The sequence below is a fragment of the Enterococcus sp. 9E7_DIV0242 genome (genome assembly GCF_002140975.2).
Classification (GTDB): Bacteria; Bacillota; Bacilli; order Lactobacillales; family Enterococcaceae; genus Enterococcus_L; species Enterococcus_L clewellii.
The window spans coordinates 1,874,562-1,895,051 of sequence record NZ_CP147247.1 but is presented as its reverse complement, the minus strand read 5'-3'; the positions used below and the strand labels follow the sequence as shown (position 1 = coordinate 1,895,051).

Below are 20,490 nucleotides of genomic sequence, written 5' to 3'. Positions count from 1 at the left end.
GGAACACTGGATGCGAACACATACGATTTAATACGGCACAAATTGTCGGAAGTTTTATTTTGATTTAGATTACACTAATGATGGTGGTGAAGAAATGAGTTGGATAGAAAAGTTGAATCAGGCAATTGATTATATTGAAATAAATCTGGACAGTGAGATTTCCTATCAGGAAATTTCAAAAATTGTCGGGTGTTCAATCTATAACTTCCAACGAATTTTTTCGTATGTGGCGGGTCGACCATTAGCGGAATATATAAGGAACCGGCGATTGACGATGGCTGCTTATGAAGTGATGAACACGAAAGGTCGATTGATCGATATTGCGATGAAGTATGGATATGTTTCACAGGATTCTTTTGCCAGGGCTTTTAAAAACTTTCATGGAACCGTGCCTTCAAAGCTGAGAAGGCATACTGTACAGCTTAGATCCTGTCCAAAGCTTCGCTTTCATATTACGATCAACGGGGAGAAGTATATGGATTATAAAATCGAACATTGGCCGGCTTTTAAAATCATAGGCTATCGTTACGCGTGTTGGGACGATCGATCTGATCAGACGATTGCAGATGTTTGGGAGAATATCTGGGAGAGTGGACAGATCGATCAGTTAATGGAATTGATTCAAAATCTGGAGCATCGACCAGCAGGACTTCTTGGGGTAACGACAGATTTGTCAAAGGGTGCATTTGAATACATGGTGGGCGTCATGAGGCATGCAGCCGTTTCGCCAACCAATAATTCAGGAGTAAAAGAGTTGGAAATTCCAGCTGCAACTTGGGCAGTTTTTGATGGCAATGAAAAGATTCCGGGAACGACCGAACGCATATACCAACAGGCATACTCAGAGTGGTTGTTGGGCTCAGGCTATCAGCTGAATCCACTGCCCGTCATCGAATGTTATCTGCAGGATAACAGGAAGGAAATCTGGATTGCAGTAAAAACGGGAAACACACCTAGAGAATGAGTAGCTGTTGGGCCACCTACTGGGGAGGAGGGTCAACTTTCCAGAAACTAAAAGAACGCCAGTATCTGTCAAAAGACGTTACTGGCGTTCTTTTATGTTTTATCAAGAAGAATGTTTACTTGCCGGATCAAGGCGATGCTCGATCATTCCCAGTATCCAGTCTGTAAAGATGGCCATCAAGGCTGTGGGTAAGGCACCAACCAGAATGATCGACGTACCGTTTGTTGCATTGGTCCCTCGGATGATGATATCTCCTAAGCCACCGGCTCCAACAAATGCACCGATTGCTGTGATACCGATCGCAACAACTAACGCGTTACGAATACCAGCCATAATTACCGAAACAGACAGCGGCAACTCAACCATATAGAGTCGCTGAAGCTTTGTCATACCCATCCCCTTACCAACATCAAGAATATTATTGTCTACTTGGCGCATACCAGTGTACGTATTTTTGATAATTGGGAGTAAGGAGTAAAGGAAGACAGTTACAATAACAGTGTTGACACCCAATCCTAAGCCCAACATCAAAATAGACAGCATGGCAAGAGAGGGAACGGTTTGAATCAAATTAGCAATGCTGATGACCCAGCCAGCCAATTTATACCTCCGTGAAATGAAGATACCGATTGGAATACCAATGATTGCTGCGAACAGCACACCGTAAACCGAAATTAGAAAGTGACGAACCACTTGGCTGAAGACGTAGCTGCCGTTTTGGCTGAAGTAATAGAAAAACTGCTCAATAAGATTCATATCTTGTAGATTTTCCATTAGTTATTGCCTCCTTCCGTATCAAAATAGTGATTGTCTTTCAAAAATCGTTCTGCAACGATGGCGGGTTCCATTAAATCATTATCCGCTTGGTAATTTAATTCCTGCATTTTTTTTGTTGATATTGTTCCAGATAGTTTACTTAAAATATCCTTTAGTTCAGGATTATCTTTCAAAATAGCATCTGTCGCTACGATACTGGCGTCATAAGGTGGAAAGAACTTGAGGTCATCTTCCAGCATGACCAAATCATAACTGCCGATTCGTCCATCTGTGGAGTAGCCAAGTACGACATCCATTTTACCGGCAGCAACAGCATCGTAAACCAACCCAATTTGCATTGGGAAAACTCGTTTAAAATCAAAGCCGTATTCCTCGGTAAATCCTTTATAGCCATCTCCTTGTCGATCGATCCACGAGGTATCAGCACCAGCAGTCAGTTGATCGGCGACATTTTTCAAGTCACTGATTTTTTTTAGATTGTATTTTTCAGCTGTTTCTTTTGTCACCATGAACGCATAAGTGTTGGCAAAGCCATAAGAAGGAAACCAAGTTTGTTGATAACGAGACTGAAATTCTTTTTTGACGATATCGAACGCTTTATCCGGCTCTTTTTCAGGAGGAAGCTGCAACGTACCAGTCAAATCAGTTCCTGTATAACGAGCAGCAGAAATACTGGTATCTCCGTTGATCATTGATTGATGGATAACGGTTGTAGTTGCTAGATTATTGATGATAACAGCATCTTTTTCCGTGTAATGCTCAATCATTCCTTTTACGACATTAGCAAGAATCTGAATTTCAGATGTTGAACCTCCAGCAATACTAATTGTATTTTCGTCATTACCACTGGCTAGCCCGGGTAAAGAACAGCTACTTAATATGGCTGTTGTAACTAAAAGCGTTAAGCTAAGCAAAATAATTTTTACTTTTTTCATTCTGATTCACCTCGCAATGCTACAGGAGTCAGTTTTTTCTCCAACAAACCTAATGAAAAATCAGCTGCAAGAGCAATCAATGCGACAGGAATCGTCCCACCGAAAATTAGATCTGCACGATACAAATTCAATCCGCTGAAGATGAAGTCACCTAGACCACCGGCACCAATATAAGAAGCCAAGGTTGCCCATGCAACAACGTAAACGGCTGCAAGGCGAATTCCTGACATGATTGTAGGAATTGCGATAGGCAGCTCAACCATAAAGATTGATTGTGTATTAGTCATACCCATCCCTTTAGCGGCATCCTTATAATCAGGATCCACCCCTTTGACACCAATATAGGTGTTTCTTAAAATTGGTAGAAGAGAATAGATGAATAATGCGACGATGGCTGGAAATCTGCCAACACCGAAAATAGGGATCATCAAGGCCAATAGAGCTAACGAAGGAACCGTCTGTAATGCGCTAGCCAAACCAATCACGATGGAAGCGGTCCGTTTTGTTCGAGTCAAAAGAATGCCAAGAGGCACCGCAAATAGTACACCTAATCCTAGCGCTACAGCAGAGATAAAAATATGTTCGCCAGTTCGGGCAATCAGCTCGCCGCCTTTTTCCATTAAAAATTCATTCATGCTGCTTACACCTCCGTTTGAGGCGCATCGCTGTTTTCATCCGCTACATTTTCAGAAGCAATCGTAGCCAATTCTTCTTCACCCCAGATTACGTCATAAACGATATCTACAAGAGAAGCTCTTGTCAGGATTCCAACGACTTTTTGTTTGGCATCAACAACGGGAACATACTTGATCCCACGTTTTAAAATGCGTTGCAGTGTATCTCTTAATAAAGAAGATTCTTTTACAAAGAAAACATCTCTATTCAAAATATCACTGACACTGGTTGCTTTTGTCCGCTGTCTATCCAATGTTTCTACATCGATAAAACCTTTCAGAACACCGGATGCATCAACGACCAGTAATGTATCTACCCGTTTTTCTCTCATGACCTTAATGGCATCAGATAATGTTTTCTCCGGCGTAATGGTAATCGCGTTTCGAGACATCACTTCTCCGACAGTCGTCTTATTGGATTTTGCCTGCAACAAGCGGTCCTCACCAATCAATTCTTCAACGAAATCATTAGCTGGAGCGCTCAAAATATTATCAGGTGTATCAAATTGAATGACTTTTCCCTCACTCATGATCACGATACGATTTGCGAGCTTCAATGCTTCATCCATATCATGGGTAACGAAAATAATCGTTTTTCCTAAACGTTCTTGAAGATCCTTGATCAAATCTTGAAGCGAATCTCTTGTGATAGGATCTAGGGCACCAAAAGGTTCATCCATCAGAATGATATCTTGGTCTGCTGCTAAGGCACGGACTACACCGATCCGTTGCTGTTGTCCACCGGATAGTTCATGAGGATAGCGATCCAGCATTTCACGGGGCAATTCGACCAAATCGATCATTTTCTCAGCGATCTTGTTTCGTTTCTCCTGATCGACTTTCAGTAATTTTGGCACAATCGTGATATTTTCTCTGATAGTCATATGCGGCATCAGCCCAATATTTTGAATCACATACCCAATTTTTCGACGCAATTCAACGGGATTAATCGTTTTGATATCTTGGTCATTGATCAAGATTTTTCCTTTGGATGGGTCGGTCATTCGATTGATCATCCGCATGGAAGTTGTTTTTCCGCTTCCGCTGGTTCCGATGAAACAAATAAATTCGCCCTTCTCGAAAGACAAATTGACATCTTCGACGGCTACTTTGCCACCCTTATAAATTTTGTACACATGTTGAAATTCAATCAATATACTCACCTCTAACGTAATAGTTCCTCAATATTAGTATGCGGCAAATAAAGTGTAAAAACAAATGAGATGCCTTTTATTTCGAGGGTATTGAGATTGTTTAAAAGGTTTTAGGGAAAAAAATAGGCTTGCTTAAACGAAGGAATCCAGTTCAATTTTTCTTTTGTGAATGATTTTCAAAATTATTTTCAGAAAACAAATATATTTAAAAGGAGAATGTTGTTCTAAAGTAGTAAGGACAAGGGATTGGGAGAATGAAAAAGTCGGTGGAAATACTGAAAATGAAAGAAATAGAACAATAAATTTCTTTCGTTATTCTATTTGTTAGTTGTGGAAGAAAAAACAGCTAGAAAACGGAAGAATCATATGGGAAGGAAAAGAAAATAAAAACTTTGAAAAACGAGGGTTAAAAAAATGCTGATTTAAGCAAAAAAAACTAGCGGAAACATTGATTATGCCGCTAGTTTCATTAGAACATTTCTGTAAAAGCTACAGATAGAGAAGTCATTTCTCTTCATAAAGGTTTTGCTCGATTTCTACTCGCTGGGCTTCTAAAAAGGGGGGAAGTGCGAGTTGTTCACCCAAACTTTCCAAGGGTTCATCAATTGTAAATCCGGGAGAGATTGTAGCGAATTCTACCCGATTACCGCCGGGTTCACGAATATACAAGCTTCTGAAATAACCACGATTCGCTATTTTTTCAATTTCCCAACCTTGATTCTTCGCCTTCTCATAAAGAGCATCCAAAGCGGTATCGTCAGCCACTGCAAACGCCACATGATCCATACTGCCACGTCCCATTCGCATGGGCTCCTGATTTGAGGTAGCCAGAATATCAATAAAGTCTGTTTGATTAAGTCTGATTCGGTTGTCTATTGCTTTCCATCCGAGTAACTGTTTAAAAAAGTTTTGTGTTTCCGTTGGCTCAGCCACATGGAATTCTGTAGACAGCAAACCTATAATTTGTTTATCTCTCGGGATATCATTGTCTACTTGAGAGTCCTTTTCTAAGGCTGGCTGATCAACTTCCACAAGGTGAATGTCAATGTGATCTTTATCGAAAAACCGTATTTCATTGGATCGTTCAGCATAATCGATTCCAGCATTTTTCAATCTACTTTTCCAGAATGATAAACTGCCAGCGGGAATTTTTAAGCCGATTGTACTCAAAAAATGATCATTATCGTAGCGATGCCCTAATAAGGGAACGATAAAAAAGGTAATAACAGAGCCAGGTGCGCCATAATAATTTCCGTAGTAGTCATGAATCATTCGGTGATTGTCTTGATTGACAGTGTGTTTTACAACGCGCAAGCCTAATAGGTCAATGTAGATTGCTCGATTCTCTTCGCTATGGCGTGTAAGCAGAGAAATATGATGAATAAAGGGTGTCATTGTTAGTTGCCTCCTTTTATTTTCACTTACTAAAAATAAGTATAGGTGTTTTTACCTGCTTTGCCAAGTAACTCGTTTTTCAAAACCACTCATTTACAGTGAATATGGAAGAGACCAATAAAGAAATAATTAATTGTGAGTTGTTAGGACATGCTTGAAAAGTTTAGAGGTATTCGAATTTTAAGGTGTTTTAATGAAAACCTATATGGATTCCGTTCAGGGAAGTTTTTGCTTTTGTTTTAGCCTTTCAAAAATGGTAGAATAACCAAGGACAAGAGATAGAGAGCGAGGATAAATAAATGCTTAGTACAGAAGATTTTGACTTTGATTTACCGGAAGAACTAATTGCACAGACACCATTAGCTGATCGCACAGCTTCCCGTTTGCTTGTAATGGATCGGGCGACCGGTGAAATAGAAGACAAGCACTTCAGCGAGATTATTGATGAGTTGGAGTCAGGAGATGCGTTGGTTATGAATGACACTCGTGTACTTCCTGCACGATTGTATGGTGAGAAGCCAGATACAGGTGGTCACTTGGAGGTTCTTCTATTAACGAATACAGAAGGCGATACATGGGAGACCTTAATTAAACCGGCAAAACGGGCGAAGGTAGGCACACAAATCAGTTTTGGAGACGGTCGCTTGAAGGCAACAGTTATCCAAGAACTGGATCATGGTGGACGAATCATTACCTTTGATTACGAAGGGATTTTTCTTGAGATCATTGAGTCTCTTGGAGAGATGCCATTGCCACCGTATATCAAGGAACGTCTAGATGACCCTGACCGCTACCAAACAGTATATGCAAAAGAAAACGGCTCTGCTGCGGCCCCTACTGCTGGCCTTCATTTCACACAAGAGCTGTTGGAAAAAATTCAGAAAAAAGGGGTTCAGCTAGTCTATTTAACTCTTCATGTTGGGTTAGGCACATTTCGACCTGTTTCAGTCGATAATATTTCTGAGCATGAGATGCATAGCGAATTCTATCGATTGACAGAAGAGGCTGCAGTGAAACTGAATGAGGTCAGAGCTTCCGGAGGGAAAATCGTTGCAGTTGGAACGACGTCGATTCGGACCCTGGAAACGATTGGGACGAAATTTGATGGAGAAATCAAGGCTGACAGTGGTTGGACAAATATCTTTATCACTCCGGGCTACGAGTTTAAAATCGTTCAGGCCTTTTCGACCAATTTCCACTTACCAAAATCTACATTGGTTATGTTGGTCAGCGCTTTTGCAGGGAGAGAACTGACGTTGACTGCATACCAACACGCAATCAACGAGAAGTATCGCTTTTTCAGCTTTGGCGATGCGATGTTTGTAAAATAAGCTTGAATTTCATTTAAGACAGATATACTTTCTATAGAGGAGTATGTCTGTTTTTTTATTTTAATTATCTTCCGTCTATAAAAATTATATTTTATCAAAAACGTATATTTAACTTTTGGTATGAAGTATAATGTTATTGGGATGATATTTTGTTTTCTTTAAATTAGGAAGTATGCGATTGAATTTAGGAGTGGAATTTAGTTGGAAAATCTTACATATAGCTATGCGGCTTCACTAAAACAAAGAATCAACTGTTGGCAAAAGCAGTACTCGGCAACGGAGGACTGCCAGAATTTTAAGAAGCACAAGGAAAGGTACAGTCATTTAGTTCCTGAAGATTATGAAAAAATGTTTCGAATGAATAGATTGGACGAAAAACAATTTGATATCGGTCTCTCATCACTTAATGAAGAAAAAGCTGCCTTACTTTTTCATGAAGTGAAAGAGGAGGCTTGGTTTTCTCTTCACCAAAGTCTGTTTAGTTCAGTAGAGCAGCCGATAAAAACAAGGAATTTGCAATCAGCTTTACGCTATCATGTCGCATATTATGAAAAATGGATGACACAATCCTTAAAAAAATATGCGACTAGACTGGTAATCACCCCTTCAGCACTGAAAGACAGTGTTGAGCAGTTTCAGGAAGAGCTATTTTTTCTGGCTAGAAAGACATTGGTTTGGGATGTACATCAAATCACTGAGCAAGAGTCTTTCAAAGGCTTGACAAAGGAAGAGGAATTTAAAAAATACATCCTTGATTATTTGGGGACAAAGGAGTGCGTGCATAATTTTTTTAGTGCGTATCCGGTTTTAGCGAAGCTCTTGGCTATTCGACTCCAATTTGCCTGCGATAATTTTGACATGTTCATTGATGGGATTATGTCGAGTGCCAAACAACTGTCGAATCAATTTGCTGTCGCGCAGCCTTTTCTGATCGACCAACTGAACGTTGGCAAAGGTGACAGTCATCAGAAGGGGAAAACGGTCATTGAGTTTCGATTGAATGATCTGCCCCTCTTCTTTAAGCCTAAAAACCTTGAAATGGGCAATCGTTTCAATGCTCTGCTTCGTTTTTTAGAAGAAACAATTTCAGGTGCTGATTTTTATAAAGTGAATAGAATCGTTGGTCCAACCTACTCGATCGAGGAAAAAGTAATGCATGCTGCCTGTACAACTAAAACGGAAGTTGAGCAGTTTTATTCTCGCTATGGTCAGCTGATGGCTGTCGCTTATTGGCTGGGATCAACGGATTTACATATGGAAAATGTCATTGCCTGCGGCAGCTACCCAGTACTGATCGATATAGAAACGATCATTCGGCCAAAATTTTTAGCTGAGAAAAAACCGCAAACAACGCAACAGATAATTGAAAGAAATTCCGTTTTAGCAAGTGGCTTAGTTCCATATAAAAAACAGGAAAATAAGTCGGTTGCGATTGATGCTTTGTCAGGACAAAAACAAAAGCTGCCATATAAAATAAGACAGCTACGACAAGCCAATTCCAGTGAGATCTGTTTTGAGTTGGCCGATGGACACATGGAAGGTGCACAGAATATTCCTATTTTAAATGGCAAAGAGGTGGACTACCGAGCGTATCGAACGTTTATTATTTCCGGGTTTAATAGCATGAATGAGGAGCTGCTAGTGCATAAAGAGATATTTCTGCAACGAGCAGAAGCGTTGTTTGCCAATGTCCCTGTTCGCATGATTTTTCGGGATACACAGGATTATGCGGAGTATCTGATGTTTGCAGCACATCCCGAGTGTATGTCGAATTATATCGAGCGTGAGCGAGTGATTGGAAATTTATGGCAGGCGGAGTTTGTGCCGGAAAGGCTCATTTTGGAAGAGGTCAAAGCGATGTTGGTGAACGATATTCCGTTGTTCCTTCTTAATTCTTCTGAAACAAGCATTCCTGTTGCAGGTAAGTTAGTGAAGGTTGTGGAGGAGAGTCCGTTTGATGTAATGTGTCGTCGCATTCGGATGATTGATAAGCAGTGGATCCAGCATTCGCTGTTATTGCTGAAAGAAAGTCTAGGTTTGCTGCACTATACTCCTGTAGACTTTTCAATTTCGACCAGTAGTGTGAACGATTCACATCAGTCATCAGTAATAAAGAGAGCTGGTGAAATAGGAGACCATGTCGTGGAACAGCTCTTGTGGGACGATACAAGTCAACAATTTCTAGGGATAAAAGTTACTCTGAATGAAGAAAAGCAACCAATCATTACCTATATGGATGACAACTTATATGATGGATTTGGCGGTATTTATCTCTTTTTACTGACCTTGAATCATTATGTACCAAAAGCCAAGTATCAAGACACCTTGGTTCAATTAGAGCAACAAATTTTTAAAAGGAAACCAGATCAAGCCTTTCAAGGGATATTTACAGGAATAGGCATGAGATTATTGGTGCACTTTTTTGCTGCGGAACTATTGCAAGATAAACAACATGAGGCAGCGCTTTATGAAAATCTATGTACCTTGTCAGAACAGGAGTTACCGGAAAGTAGTGAGTGGATTGGAGGAACCGCAGGGGTGTACACCTTGCTATGTGAAATCTACAAAGTATATCCATACCCTATTATCAAAAAGCTGTTACATGGTTATGCAGATGCATTTGTCCTTGAAAAGAATCTGGATTATAGCTTTGCGCATGGCTATGCAGGAATTCTGTATAGCTTAGAGAAGATGGACGAGGTTCTTCAGTGTAAGATGTTAGACAAGAAAATTGATCAATGTAAATTCATGTTGTTGAACGTGTTAGAAAAAGAAGGAATTCACAATCGTTCTTGGTGTAGAGGATTAGCAGGCGTGACTCATGTCTTGAATGTAGATAATCTTAAATCAAAAATACGGTCTTTAAATGCAAATCAGCTGGATGATTGTTTGTGCCATGGTCAAGCAGGAATTTTAACCACTGAGGAGCTGTTATGCAGCTCTTTAGTACAAACGAACCATGTTCATCTGACTTCTGATGCCGCATGCCTTCCATTAGATTTATTTACCGGAGCATCTGGAATTGGTTATCGGTTGTTACAAGCTGATCGCCATTTAGAGGTTCGATCTATTCTACATCTTAATTTTGATGAACAATATGAAAAAACTACTTTACTTTAATTTGGAAAAGGCTTATAATTTGTTTGTGAAATAATAAATAAGAGGAGGAGTTTTTTAGAATGAGAGATGTATCAATTGAAAAAATGGAAGCAAAAACAGATGAAAAAAGAATGGACAGAGTCGTAGGAGTGGGATTTGAACGTACTGCTGCAGAAGACTCAAAAAGAGCAGATGAAACAAAATCTGACTTCTTTTATGGCTGGTCAAGAATTATTTGCCTGTTCTAAAGAAAATATAATAGCATGATAAAAAGAGAGCGAGCTAGTCTTAGACAAAACTTTAAAGACTGGCTCACTCTCTTTTTCGTGTTTAGAGCATGTGACTATTTCCGTTTCGATTATTGTTATGCCCTCTTTTATTTACGTCCTATCTTTGGAAGATGATTATCTGGTAGAGAGGTGTGGGTTTTTGAGAAAATAAAAAACCCGAAGCCGGGGAGACTTCAGGTTTCAACTTTTTAAATTACTTTTTTTAATGAAGTAATCATTAAAGCTTCTGTAGCAGATACAATCAACATAATCAAATTCATCATCCAAGAATATGCGTTAGAACTATGAGTAGCTACTTCATAGAACATAATATTGAATACGAAAAGTGCAGCAACTGTCACGACAAAAGCCGTAAAGCTGGCAGTCGCTAAAATTTTTCTGCCACGCTCATCTTTGCCTTCTTTACTGAAAAAGAAGTAGATTGAGTAGATGAAAAATGCCAGTGATAGTACTCCTACCAATAAGCTAGACCAATGATTCACAGGTAAGTTATCGAAAAAATTTGTTAAAGAAGTTGTCATGAATGTTTCTTCCTCCCGCTAGTTTGGATAGTTATTCTGATTCTTCTTGTGGTTGGTCTGTCAATCTTTTGAAAGTAAAAATCTTTTCAATTGGCACTTCAAAAACCTCAGCGATATCATGAGCCAGTAATAGAGAAGGGTTGTATCTATTACGCTCAAGCTGGATTATTGTTTGTCTTGATACGCCTACTTTGTCAGCTAATTCCTGTTGGGTCATACGCTTCATAGCTCTGTAGACGTGGATGGAACTCTCAAAAGATGAGTTCTTCTTTTTAGGCAATGCAAATCCCTCCAATGCTCGAATTTGTGGTCAAATAATAGAAAGTGCATAGTCAATATACCATATCTTTGTTTTTGTTACAAATAAAACATAGCAAAAAGCCAAGCTTCTCGAATAGCTTGGCTTAAATAAATGGAAGGCTTCAGTTATATAGAAATTTTTATCCCTAAAATGTGTTTATCGCTTCTTTCTTTAACACAAATCTGTTTCTTTTCTAGTTGAATGTTCGTGAGGTACGCGAACACCAAGTTCATCTTGATAATATAGACATACTTTTTCGTGTAATGCACATGTTTCTTTGTTACTTAACTGTTTGTAACTTAATAAAAAGGTTGAATATTTTACTTCCAACAAACTTCACTTGATTGTACTGTATTTATTGAAACTCGAGAAAATTGTTCTATATAACTGAGTTGCCACCTTCCTTTCATCTATATAATAGCATATCTGGAAAGCGTTTTCAATGTTGTGGTTACTGAATGTACATGCTTATTTTGAATAATCAGAGCTGGAAAGTTTCTTTCAGGCATAGATGATTAGTCAAGCGTTTTTATTGAACGAATGAAAAAGCTCATGTTATAGTGGATGTAGAGAGTTCCTATTTAAATAGGAAGAAAAGTTATGGGAGGGATAGGATGGATAGTTATCAAAAATCCATAAAAGAAGTCATTGAAGAGACAGGAGCTAAGGAGAAAAGTGGCCTGTCACCAAAGGAAGCACAGGCTCGACTTGAGAAAAATGGAGCCAATAAATTCAAAGAAGTCAAAAGAGAATCAATAGTGAAAAAGTTTCTTCATAGCTTAAAGGATTTCACTACGATTATTTTACTGTTTGCGGCAGCTATTTCGTTTTATACGGCGATTGTGACAGACCATGGTGATTATTTTGAAGGAATCTTGATTATAGCAATTGTTATTATCAACTCGGCATTGACGATCGTTCAAGAAGGAAATGCGGAGAAGTCGTTAGACGCATTGAAGGATATGAACAAGCAGACCAGCTCAGTTTTGAGAGATGGAAAAGTAGAAGCGGTTGATGCAGAAAATATCGTTGTTGGAGATATCCTACTATTAGAGTCTGGATCAATGATTACAGCCGATGCTCGCTTAATCGAGACTTCTCAAATGAGAGTAGAGGAATCTGCTTTGACAGGTGAAAGCGAGCCGGTCGAAAAGGATGCAGAGTACATAGCTGACGCGGAGGAGGCTTTAGGAGACCAGTTGAATATGGTCTTCAAAGGTTGTACAGTCTCCAATGGTCGGGGAAGAGCGGTGGTTACTGCCACTGGTATGGATACCGAAATGGGGAAAATCGCTGGACTATTAGGCGATCACGAGACTGGAAAAACACCATTGCAGATTCGTTTGAATCAATTAGGAAAACGAATCAGTATTCTTGCGCTGGCAGCTGCAGCACTTGTGTTTATCATCGGTGAGCTACAAGGTGAACCGATGCTGGATATGTTTATGACAGCCGTTTCTCTTGCCGTAGCAGCAGTTCCGGAAACGTTGACGGTTATTGTTACGTTAACTTTAGCCTACGGTGTACAAAAAATGGCTAAAAAACATGCAATCATTCGTCAGCTTCCGGCGGTTGAAACTTTGGGAACTGCGAATGTCATTTGTTCGGATAAGACAGGTACGTTAACTCAAAATAAGATGCGGGTTCGTCGTGTTTGGTCACGAGGAGATGAAGTGACAGATACAGAAGATGCCATGACGGATGAAGCCATGGAAGTATTGAAAATGGCCACACTTTGTACGGACGTGACGGTTGAAAAGGACAAAGACGATCTAGTTATCAAAGGGAACCCAACAGAAGCGGCAATTGTTCGTGCCGTAGAGGAAAATTATCATACAAAAGAAGAGCTGGAAGAGAAATACCCACGAATTGGTGAGCTGCCGTTTGATTCTGAGCGAAAAATGATGACAACAGTCCATCAAATGGGGAAAAAGTATATTTCAATTACAAAGGGTGCGTTTGATGTATTGTATCCTCGTTTCCGATACGGAGATGTGGACCAAGCAGCAATAGTTAATGATCGCTTTGGGAAACGAGCGCTGCGTGTTATCGCAGTTGGTTTCGCTGTTTATGATGAGGAGCCACAGGATATTTCTTCAGAGGCATTGGAAAAAAATCTACGTTTATCTGGCTTGATCGGGATGATCGATCCGCCAAGACCGGAGAGTAAAGGTGCTATTGAGAAAGCTAGGAAAGCCGGAATTAAGACGGTTATGATTACTGGGGATCATGTAGTGACCGCTGGTGCAATAGCTAAAGAATTGGGCATTTTGACCAGTAAAGAAGAGGCATTAACTGGTAGCGAATTACGTAAATTGAGTGATGAAGAGCTTGATGCTCGGGTGAAGGATTTATCCGTCTATGCGCGTGTTACTCCGGAGGATAAGATTCGAATCGTCAAATCATGGCAACGAACAGGAGCGGTGGTCGCGATGACCGGAGATGGTGTCAATGATGCACCTGCTTTGAAAGCCAGCGATGTCGGTTGTGCCATGGGAATAACGGGGACAGATGTTGCGCAAGGCGCATCAGATATGATTTTGACCGACGATAATTTTGCAACAATCGTTGATGCTGTTGCCCAAGGAAGGACGGTCTATCGAAATATTCGTAAGGCGATCAATTTCCTTCTGAGCTGTAATGTTTCTGAAATTTTCATTGTTGTGATTGCTATGCTGTTGGGCTGGGGAGCACCATTTACAGCTGTTCAGCTTTTGTTTGTGAATGTAGTGGCGGATGGTTTACCTGGGTTTGCTCTAGGGAGAGAACCAGCTGAAAAAAATATCATGAATGAGGCACCGATTCCGAAAAACGAAGGGATTTTTGCCAGAGGTCTGTGGCAGAAAATTGGGTTGAATGCGTTTGTCTTTACCGTTGTTACTTTATTTGGCTTCTATCTTGGTGCGTATGTTGATGGAGTTTCTCATTGGGTAAGTGCCAGTCCGGAAGTTGGACAAACAGTAGCGTTCCTTGTCTTAGCTTATTCGTCCATTTTACATGTGTTTAATGTTAGAAGTACAAAATCAATTTTCAGAGTCAGACTTTCATCAAATAAATCGTTGTTTGAAATGGCGATTCTCGCAATTACCATCACAACAGTGATTGCCCTACTACCGTTTACTCAAGAGCTGTTTTACTTGGTTCCAATTGGTTTGACACATTGGGCCTTGGCGATCGGTTTGTCGATTGTACCGATTTTTGTGAATGAGATGATCAAATTCCATTACTCGGATGAAGAGGAAGAGGAGTAGAATAGTATATTCTGAAAAAGGTGAGTAGATTAATACGCAAAAAAAGGTATTTAGGAGCAGATTTCTCGGTAATTTTTGAGAAATCTGTTTCTTTTTTCTTTCAGGTCACTTAAAAATCTGAAGGGGGAAACAATAGCTAATGAGTTTTTTTACCTGAAAACAGGCAGTTTCATGAAAAATGAAAATAAGTCATGAAATTTACGCTTTTTTTTAAAGATATAAGTTGCCAAAAGATAGGAAGAGTATTATAGTGAGTAGCAAATGAGTCCGTTCTGTTTTTGAATGATAATTTATTTAGGGACAAAGAAGGACATGTATTGATGAAACTGTGACGACTGGACATTTGAATTAGCGGAGCAATGTTTGATGAGCTGTAGCCAATAGGAGGATTCAGACGTATTTTTTGTTTCAATATCTTTGATTTTTCTGTAGGAGGAGAGAATAGTGACTAAGCAGTTTAAGGCTTCCAACAATCACCGCAAACTAACTGCTGCGGGTGTATTGGTAGCAATGGGGGTTGTTTACGGAGATATCGGAACAAGTCCACTTTATGTAATGAAGGCCATTGTCGGTGATAATGGCGGACTTTCAGCGGTGTCGGAGAATTTTATCATAGGGGCTGTCTCCTTGATTTTCTGGACATTGACGATTCTGACGACCGTTAAATATGTCATGATTGCATTAAATGCAGATAACCATGGTGAAGGCGGGATTTTCTCTCTTTACACCTTAGTAAGAAAAAGTGGGAAGTACTTGATTATCCCGGCAATGATCGGAGGTGCAGCACTGTTGGCGGATGGTGTGTTGACACCGGCAGTAACCGTCACAACTGCAATAGAAGGGCTGCGAGGGATTCCGCTGTTTTTTGATAAATTCGGCATGAATCAAAATATTATTGTATGGATTACGCTAGTCATTATTTTGATCCTGTTTTCTGTTCAGCGATTTGGGACAGATGCTGTAGGGAAAGCTTTTGGACCGATCATGTTCCTCTGGTTCAGCTTTTTAGGGCTTATGGGGCTGATTAATTTCAGTCAGGATTGGACAGTGATTCGGGCGTTGAACCCATATTATGCGATTGAACTGCTATTCAGTTCTGAAAACCATCTGGGGATTTTTATTCTGGGAAATGTCTTTTTGGCAACTACCGGGGCCGAAGCTTTGTACTCAGATTTAGGGCATGTGGGTAAGAAAAATATTCGATTCAGTTGGCCGTATGTGAAGATTTGCCTTCTGCTCAATTACCTGGGACAAGCGGCTTGGATATTGGAATCAAAAGGAAATCCTGCCATTGAAGGCATCGAATCGTTGAATCCATTCTTTCAAATGATTCCTGAATCATTTACCTTATTCAGTGTTATTTTTGCAACGTTGGCGGCGGTCATTGCATCACAGGCCTTGATTTCTGGTTCGTTTACTCTTGTTTCAGAAGCCATCAAGCTGAAGCTTCTGCCTAGAATGAGAATTATTTATCCGGGAACAAATATTGGGCAAATGTATATTCCTGTATTAAATCTTATTCTTTGGTTGGCTTGTTCTGCTATTGTTATTGGTTTTAGAACATCCTCTCATATGGAGGCTGCGTATGGTCTGTCTATCACGGTAACGATGCTGATGACAACCGTTCTATTGATGTTCTTCTTGAAGCAACGAGGGATGCCAAAATTGTTTGTTTACTTGATTACTTTGTTTTTTGCAAGTATTGAAACAGTATTCTTTGTTTCCAGTATTGCAAAATTTTTCCATGGTGGTTATGTAGCCGTAGGAATTGCCTTGTTGATTTTGGCAATCATGACGATTTGGGAATGGGGCAATCTTATCAAAGAGAAAACCTCAGATACTGTACCGATTAGAGATTATATCGATCAATTAGATAGACTCCGAGATGATCAGGGTATTCCGTATTATCAGACGAATGTTGTCTTCATGACACCTGATCTGATCAGTGATGAAATTGGACGTGCTGTCATGTATTCTATTTTAGATAAACGTCCAAAGCGTGCTAAAGTTTATTGGTTTGTCAATGTAGAGGTGACGGATGAACCGTTTACTAAAGAGTACTCTATAGATATGATGGGAACAGATTTTATTGTTCAAGTCCAGCTTTATCTAGGATTCAGAGTTTCTCAGGAGGTCAATGTCTATCTGCGTCAAATCGTCCATGATTTGATGAAGGAAGGCAGATTGCCGAAGCAGCCGCAGAAATATACGATCACGCCAGGGCGTGAAGTGGGGGACTTCCAGTTTATCTTGATTCGCGAGGAATTGTCTAAAGTGACTGAATTGAAGAAATGGGACCGTCAGGTTATGCAGATGAAGCTTGCAATCAAGAAGATGACGATTTTACCTGAAAACTGGTTTGGTCTGGAATACAGCGATGTGAAATATGAGTCTGTTCCATTGATTATCGGAACCACTAGAAAAACACATCTGATTGAACGAAAGCATGAAGAGCTTGAATAACTAGGGAACGAGCGCCCAAGCAACGCTTTCATAGATTTTTATTTAGAGGAAGAGGTTGTGACAGAGATGGTCAGCTTCAGGCAATAAAGCGAAGAAGTTACTTTTGGAACACCGTTTATCCAATTTTAAGGGACTGGGACATGTTGATGTCACAGCCCCTTCTTTTTTGAGTGAGCTTGTATATCGCCTATGATTTCCTTACTCTTTGCCTGTCGAGCGGAGAATTTTTGTTAGGATGAATTCTTAAGTTCTTTTTGGATTTTCGGTTTTGAGTCGCCAGAATAGATTTTTATCAGTATAATAGAAAAAGATCAAAAAATGATTAAATGATAATTATTTTATATAGAACAGGCGGAATAGAGATGGGTAGAGGAAATAAACGATATTTGAAACTCAGCGTGGTGGCCATTGCGTTGCTTTTGCTTTCCTTTTTCTATTATGAAAACAACCAGAGAAAGCTTGCAAGTACGATAGAAAACGTTTCTTCTACGACAACGAGTGATGCAACGATTATTGCAACAGCTGATACGTCTGAAGAAGAAACCGCGACGACAGAAGAAACACCAAAAGAAGAAAAAACAGCAGCAAAAGACGTTACGCCTCAGACGATGGAGGAGCCGATGATGATCAAAGGAATCATTATTGTAAATAAGCGCTACCCGCTTCCGGAGTCGTACGATCCGGGAGAAAATAAAGAGGCTGTAACTGCCTTCAAACAAATGAATAAAGAAATGAGAGATTCTGGGTTGAACATAGTTGCGGAGTACAGTGGTTATCGGAGCTATTCAGATCAAGAAGCTCTTTATCAGAATTATGTAGCAGATGATGGGAAATCGGAAGCAGAACGCTACTCTTCACGCCCAGGCTATTCCGAGCATCAGACTGGTCTGGCTTTTGATTTTATAGACACTGCCGGAGAGCTTGTCAGTACAAAAACAGAAGCTGATTGGATAGCAGAAAATGCACATCGCTACGGATTTATTGTTCGCTATAAAGAAGGACAAGAAGCAATCACTGGTTACATGGCAGAAGCTTGGCATGTTCGCTATGTAGGAAAAAAAGATGCCCAAAAAATTTATGAGCAAAAGGTCACGCTGGAAGAATACCTTGGTGTTGAAGGCGGAGACTATAATGAGGAACCGTAGATATGTATAATTTAACCGAGATTACAGATAAAATGGCAGGCAATCAAAAGATTAATTATGATCGTGTGCTGAAGAAAATGATTGCGATGTGGGAACAGCAGGAGGTTCGACCGACGATTTTACTGCATAGCTGCTGTGCTCCGTGTAGCACCTACACATTGGAGTATCTGACCGAATATGCAGATGTGACGATTTACTTTGCCAATTCTAATATCCATCCACGTTCTGAGTATCAAAGACGTGCGCTGGTTCAGCAGCAATTTGTCACGGATTTTAATGAGAAAACCGGCAAGCAAGTGGGCTTTTTAGAAGCACCTTATGAGCCGAATCAGTTTATGAAAATCGTGCAGGAAAAGGGACTTTCTGATGAGCCGGAAGGTGGCAAGCGTTGTACCTCTTGTTTTCAGTTGCGATTGGATCTTGTAGCGGAGAAGGCGCAGGAGTTGAGCTATGATTACTTTGGCAGTGCCTTGACGTTGTCACCGAAGAAAAATAGTCAGCTGATCAATACCCTCGGAATTGATATCCAGAAATTTTACAAGACCAATTATTTGCCGGGAGATTTTAAAAAGAATAACGGGTATAAGCGCTCGATCGAGCTGTGTAAAGAGTATGATATCTATCGCCAGTGCTACTGCGGCTGTTTATTTGCTGCACAAAAGCAAGGGGTTGATTTGAAGCAAATGAACAAGGATGCGACCAGCTTTTTAGCTAATCGGGAGAGTAGCTTAGCGGATGAAGAGGGAGTTGTGCCTTTTTCTAAAAAAGTGGGGAACCAATAGCTCCTTTAGATACAGCTTGGGAGTATTGGTGCCATGATATGGTGACAGTATGACGCATGAAAGAAAGGAAGGGTGTTAGAATATGAAAATTGCATTGATTGCTCATGATCGAAAAAAAGAGTTGATGGTAAAAATGGCGTTGGCGTATCTACCTATTTTGGAGAAGCACGAGCTTTTTGCAACAGGGACGACGGGATTGAGAATTACTGAGGCTACAGGACTTTCTGTTCATCGTTTTAAGTCAGGCCCGCTTGGCGGAGATCAGCAGATTGGCGCAATGATTTCCGAGGACAAGATAGATATGGTTATTTTTCTACGTGATCCACTAGCTTCGCAGCCACATGAACCAGATGTCAATGCGTTGATTCGCCTTAGTGATGTTTACGAGATTCCGTTAGCAACGAATATCGGAACAGCTGAGATTTTACTTCGAGGACTTGAAGCAGGGTTTGTGGATTTTCGAGAAGTGATACATGAAACAGACAATCGGCCGATTTCTCTATAGGAGAAACCGGTTTTTTCATTCTATGAAGAGAAAATTATGAATGAAGCGCTTTAATAGATAAGTCTCCAATTGCCTTTAAGTAGAGTCTGTGCTATAGTCCTTTTAGGCTTAGTTGCCTAAAAATAAATACAGAGTAGAAGATAAAGCGTTAAGTGCTACGGGGATGGGATGTCGCCCTGTGGACGAAGGAGAAATCCGCGGTTTTATTTTCGCATTCGCTGCATTGACTTGTAGCAGCTCTTAAAGGAGATGCTAGGAATGAAAAAAAGAGTTTTAGAAACAAGGAAGCTGACTGTATTGGCATTACTGATTGCGGTAATCGTTGTCTTTACACGTTTCTTTTCTTATGAAACACAGTTTCTCAGAATCAGTTTTACTTTTATACCGGAGTCCTTGATGGGACTTCTATTCGGGCCCTTCTGGACTGGAATCGGCAGTGCGATCGCTGATGGTGTCGGTGTGATCCTTTTTCCGAAAACCGGTGCTTATTTCCCTGGATTTACGCTGAACGCGTTTATTACAGGTGCGATTTACGGTTTTTTCTATTACAAGAAGGAGCTTACTTGGTTTCGGGTTACCATGGCTACATTACTCGTGACAATCATCGTTCATCTATTTTTGACACCTTTATGGTTAGGGTTGATGTATGGTGTAGACCTGAAAATCGTTGCGTGGTGGATTCCCCGCATCATTAAAAGTGCAATATTCTTACCGATTCAGGTAGTTGTTACCTACTACATGGGACAAAAACTACCGTATAAGCAATTGTTGAGTAAATTAACACCCATTCATAATAAATAGAAAAAAGAGGTACATTCCGCCATCCCCGGAATGTACCTCTTTTTGTTAAAAGACTGTAGTATAACTATGCCTGAATCCCTTGAAATCAAATAAAATGGGGTT

The 20,490-nt window shown here is 40.2% G+C and carries 17 protein-coding genes and 1 riboswitch; of the genes, 10 read left to right on the top strand and 7 right to left on the bottom strand.

From position 1 onward, the window contains the following. Positions 1 to 94: 94 nt before the first annotated feature. Entirely contained in the window at positions 95 to 964 is an 870-nt protein-coding gene (locus A5888_RS08960) for an AraC family transcriptional regulator (protein ID WP_086350036.1), read from the top strand. A gap of 102 nt (positions 965 to 1,066) precedes the next feature. Here A5888_RS08960 and A5888_RS08955 read toward each other — a convergent pair whose 3' ends face one another. The 5 genes from A5888_RS08955 to A5888_RS08935 all read right to left on the bottom strand — a co-directional run bounded on the left by A5888_RS08955 (position 1,067) and on the right by A5888_RS08935 (position 5,899). Then, complete coding sequence (locus tag A5888_RS08955; RefSeq protein ID WP_086350037.1) at positions 1,067 to 1,738, bottom strand: ABC transporter permease; 672 nt, start codon at positions 1,736 to 1,738, stop codon at positions 1,067 to 1,069. Beyond that, a complete protein-coding gene (locus A5888_RS08950; protein ID WP_086350038.1) occupies positions 1,738 to 2,676 on the bottom strand; it encodes an osmoprotectant ABC transporter substrate-binding protein in 939 nt (312 codons plus the stop codon). Before A5888_RS08950 ends, A5888_RS08955 begins: the two co-directional genes overlap by 1 nt. Next, complete coding sequence (locus A5888_RS08945) at positions 2,673 to 3,311, bottom strand: ABC transporter permease (RefSeq protein WP_086350039.1); 639 nt, start codon at positions 3,309 to 3,311, stop codon at positions 2,673 to 2,675. The genes A5888_RS08950 and A5888_RS08945 overlap by 4 nt, the downstream gene beginning before the upstream one ends. 5 nt (positions 3,312 to 3,316) lie before the next feature. Next, positions 3,317 to 4,504: a betaine/proline/choline family ABC transporter ATP-binding protein gene (locus tag A5888_RS08940; RefSeq protein WP_170924838.1), complete on the bottom strand. Its 1,188-nt coding sequence runs from the start codon at positions 4,502 to 4,504 to the stop codon at positions 3,317 to 3,319. 504 nt (positions 4,505 to 5,008) lie between these two features. After that, positions 5,009 to 5,899 (bottom strand): VOC family protein, encoded by an 891-nt coding sequence (locus A5888_RS08935; protein WP_086350041.1) that lies wholly within the window; start codon positions 5,897 to 5,899, stop codon positions 5,009 to 5,011. A 299-nt stretch (positions 5,900 to 6,198) separates the two neighbouring features. On the opposite strand from A5888_RS08935, the gene queA reads away from it, so the two are divergent. The 3 genes from queA (at position 6,199) to A5888_RS08920 (ending at position 10,577) form a co-directional block, all read left to right on the top strand. Then, the gene (queA, locus tag A5888_RS08930; protein WP_086350042.1) at positions 6,199 to 7,230 is read left to right on the top strand and encodes a tRNA preQ1(34) S-adenosylmethionine ribosyltransferase-isomerase QueA; all 1,032 of its coding nucleotides are present in this window, start codon (positions 6,199 to 6,201) and stop codon (positions 7,228 to 7,230) included. Positions 7,231 to 7,431: 201 nt separating this feature from the next. Further along, positions 7,432 to 10,350, top strand: coding sequence for a type 2 lanthipeptide synthetase LanM (lanM, locus tag A5888_RS08925; protein WP_086350043.1), 2,919 nt, complete (start codon positions 7,432 to 7,434; stop codon positions 10,348 to 10,350). 59 nt (positions 10,351 to 10,409) lie between these two features. Continuing rightward, complete coding sequence (locus A5888_RS08920; protein WP_170924839.1) at positions 10,410 to 10,577, top strand: hypothetical protein; 168 nt, start codon at positions 10,410 to 10,412, stop codon at positions 10,575 to 10,577. 230 nt (positions 10,578 to 10,807) lie between these two features. Here A5888_RS08920 and A5888_RS08915 read toward each other — a convergent pair whose 3' ends face one another. Beyond that, positions 10,808 to 11,140: a hypothetical protein gene (locus A5888_RS08915; protein WP_086350044.1), complete on the bottom strand. Its 333-nt coding sequence runs from the start codon at positions 11,138 to 11,140 to the stop codon at positions 10,808 to 10,810. Positions 11,141 to 11,171: 31 nt separating this feature from the next. Beyond that, entirely contained in the window at positions 11,172 to 11,420 is a 249-nt protein-coding gene (locus A5888_RS08910; RefSeq protein WP_086350045.1) for a helix-turn-helix transcriptional regulator, read from the bottom strand. Between the two features lie 635 nt (positions 11,421 to 12,055). On the opposite strand from A5888_RS08910, the gene A5888_RS08905 reads away from it, so the two are divergent. From A5888_RS08905 to A5888_RS08880, 6 genes are all read left to right on the top strand, one after another. Beyond that, positions 12,056 to 14,692 carry a cation-translocating P-type ATPase gene (locus tag A5888_RS08905; RefSeq protein ID WP_086350046.1) on the top strand — a complete coding sequence of 879 codons (2,637 nt, stop codon included), beginning with the start codon at positions 12,056 to 12,058 and terminating at the stop codon, positions 14,690 to 14,692. A gap of 510 nt (positions 14,693 to 15,202) precedes the next feature. Further along, entirely contained in the window at positions 15,203 to 17,155 is a 1,953-nt protein-coding gene (locus A5888_RS08900; protein ID WP_086351184.1) for a KUP/HAK/KT family potassium transporter, read from the top strand. Positions 17,156 to 17,517: 362 nt separating this feature from the next. Next, positions 17,518 to 18,300 (top strand): M15 family metallopeptidase, encoded by a 783-nt coding sequence (locus A5888_RS08895; RefSeq protein WP_170924840.1) that lies wholly within the window; start codon positions 17,518 to 17,520, stop codon positions 18,298 to 18,300. A gap of 2 nt (positions 18,301 to 18,302) precedes the next feature. After that, entirely contained in the window at positions 18,303 to 19,082 is a 780-nt protein-coding gene (locus A5888_RS08890) for an epoxyqueuosine reductase QueH (protein WP_086350048.1), read from the top strand. An 82-nt stretch (positions 19,083 to 19,164) separates the two neighbouring features. Beyond that, positions 19,165 to 19,587: a methylglyoxal synthase gene (gene mgsA / locus A5888_RS08885; protein ID WP_086350049.1), complete on the top strand. Its 423-nt coding sequence runs from the start codon at positions 19,165 to 19,167 to the stop codon at positions 19,585 to 19,587. Positions 19,588 to 19,714: 127 nt separating this feature from the next. Next, positions 19,715 to 19,810, top strand: a riboswitch (THF riboswitch). A 35-nt stretch (positions 19,811 to 19,845) separates the two neighbouring features. Further along, positions 19,846 to 20,388, top strand: coding sequence for a folate family ECF transporter S component (locus A5888_RS08880; RefSeq protein ID WP_086350050.1), 543 nt, complete (start codon positions 19,846 to 19,848; stop codon positions 20,386 to 20,388). Positions 20,389 to 20,490: the final 102 nt, after the last annotated feature.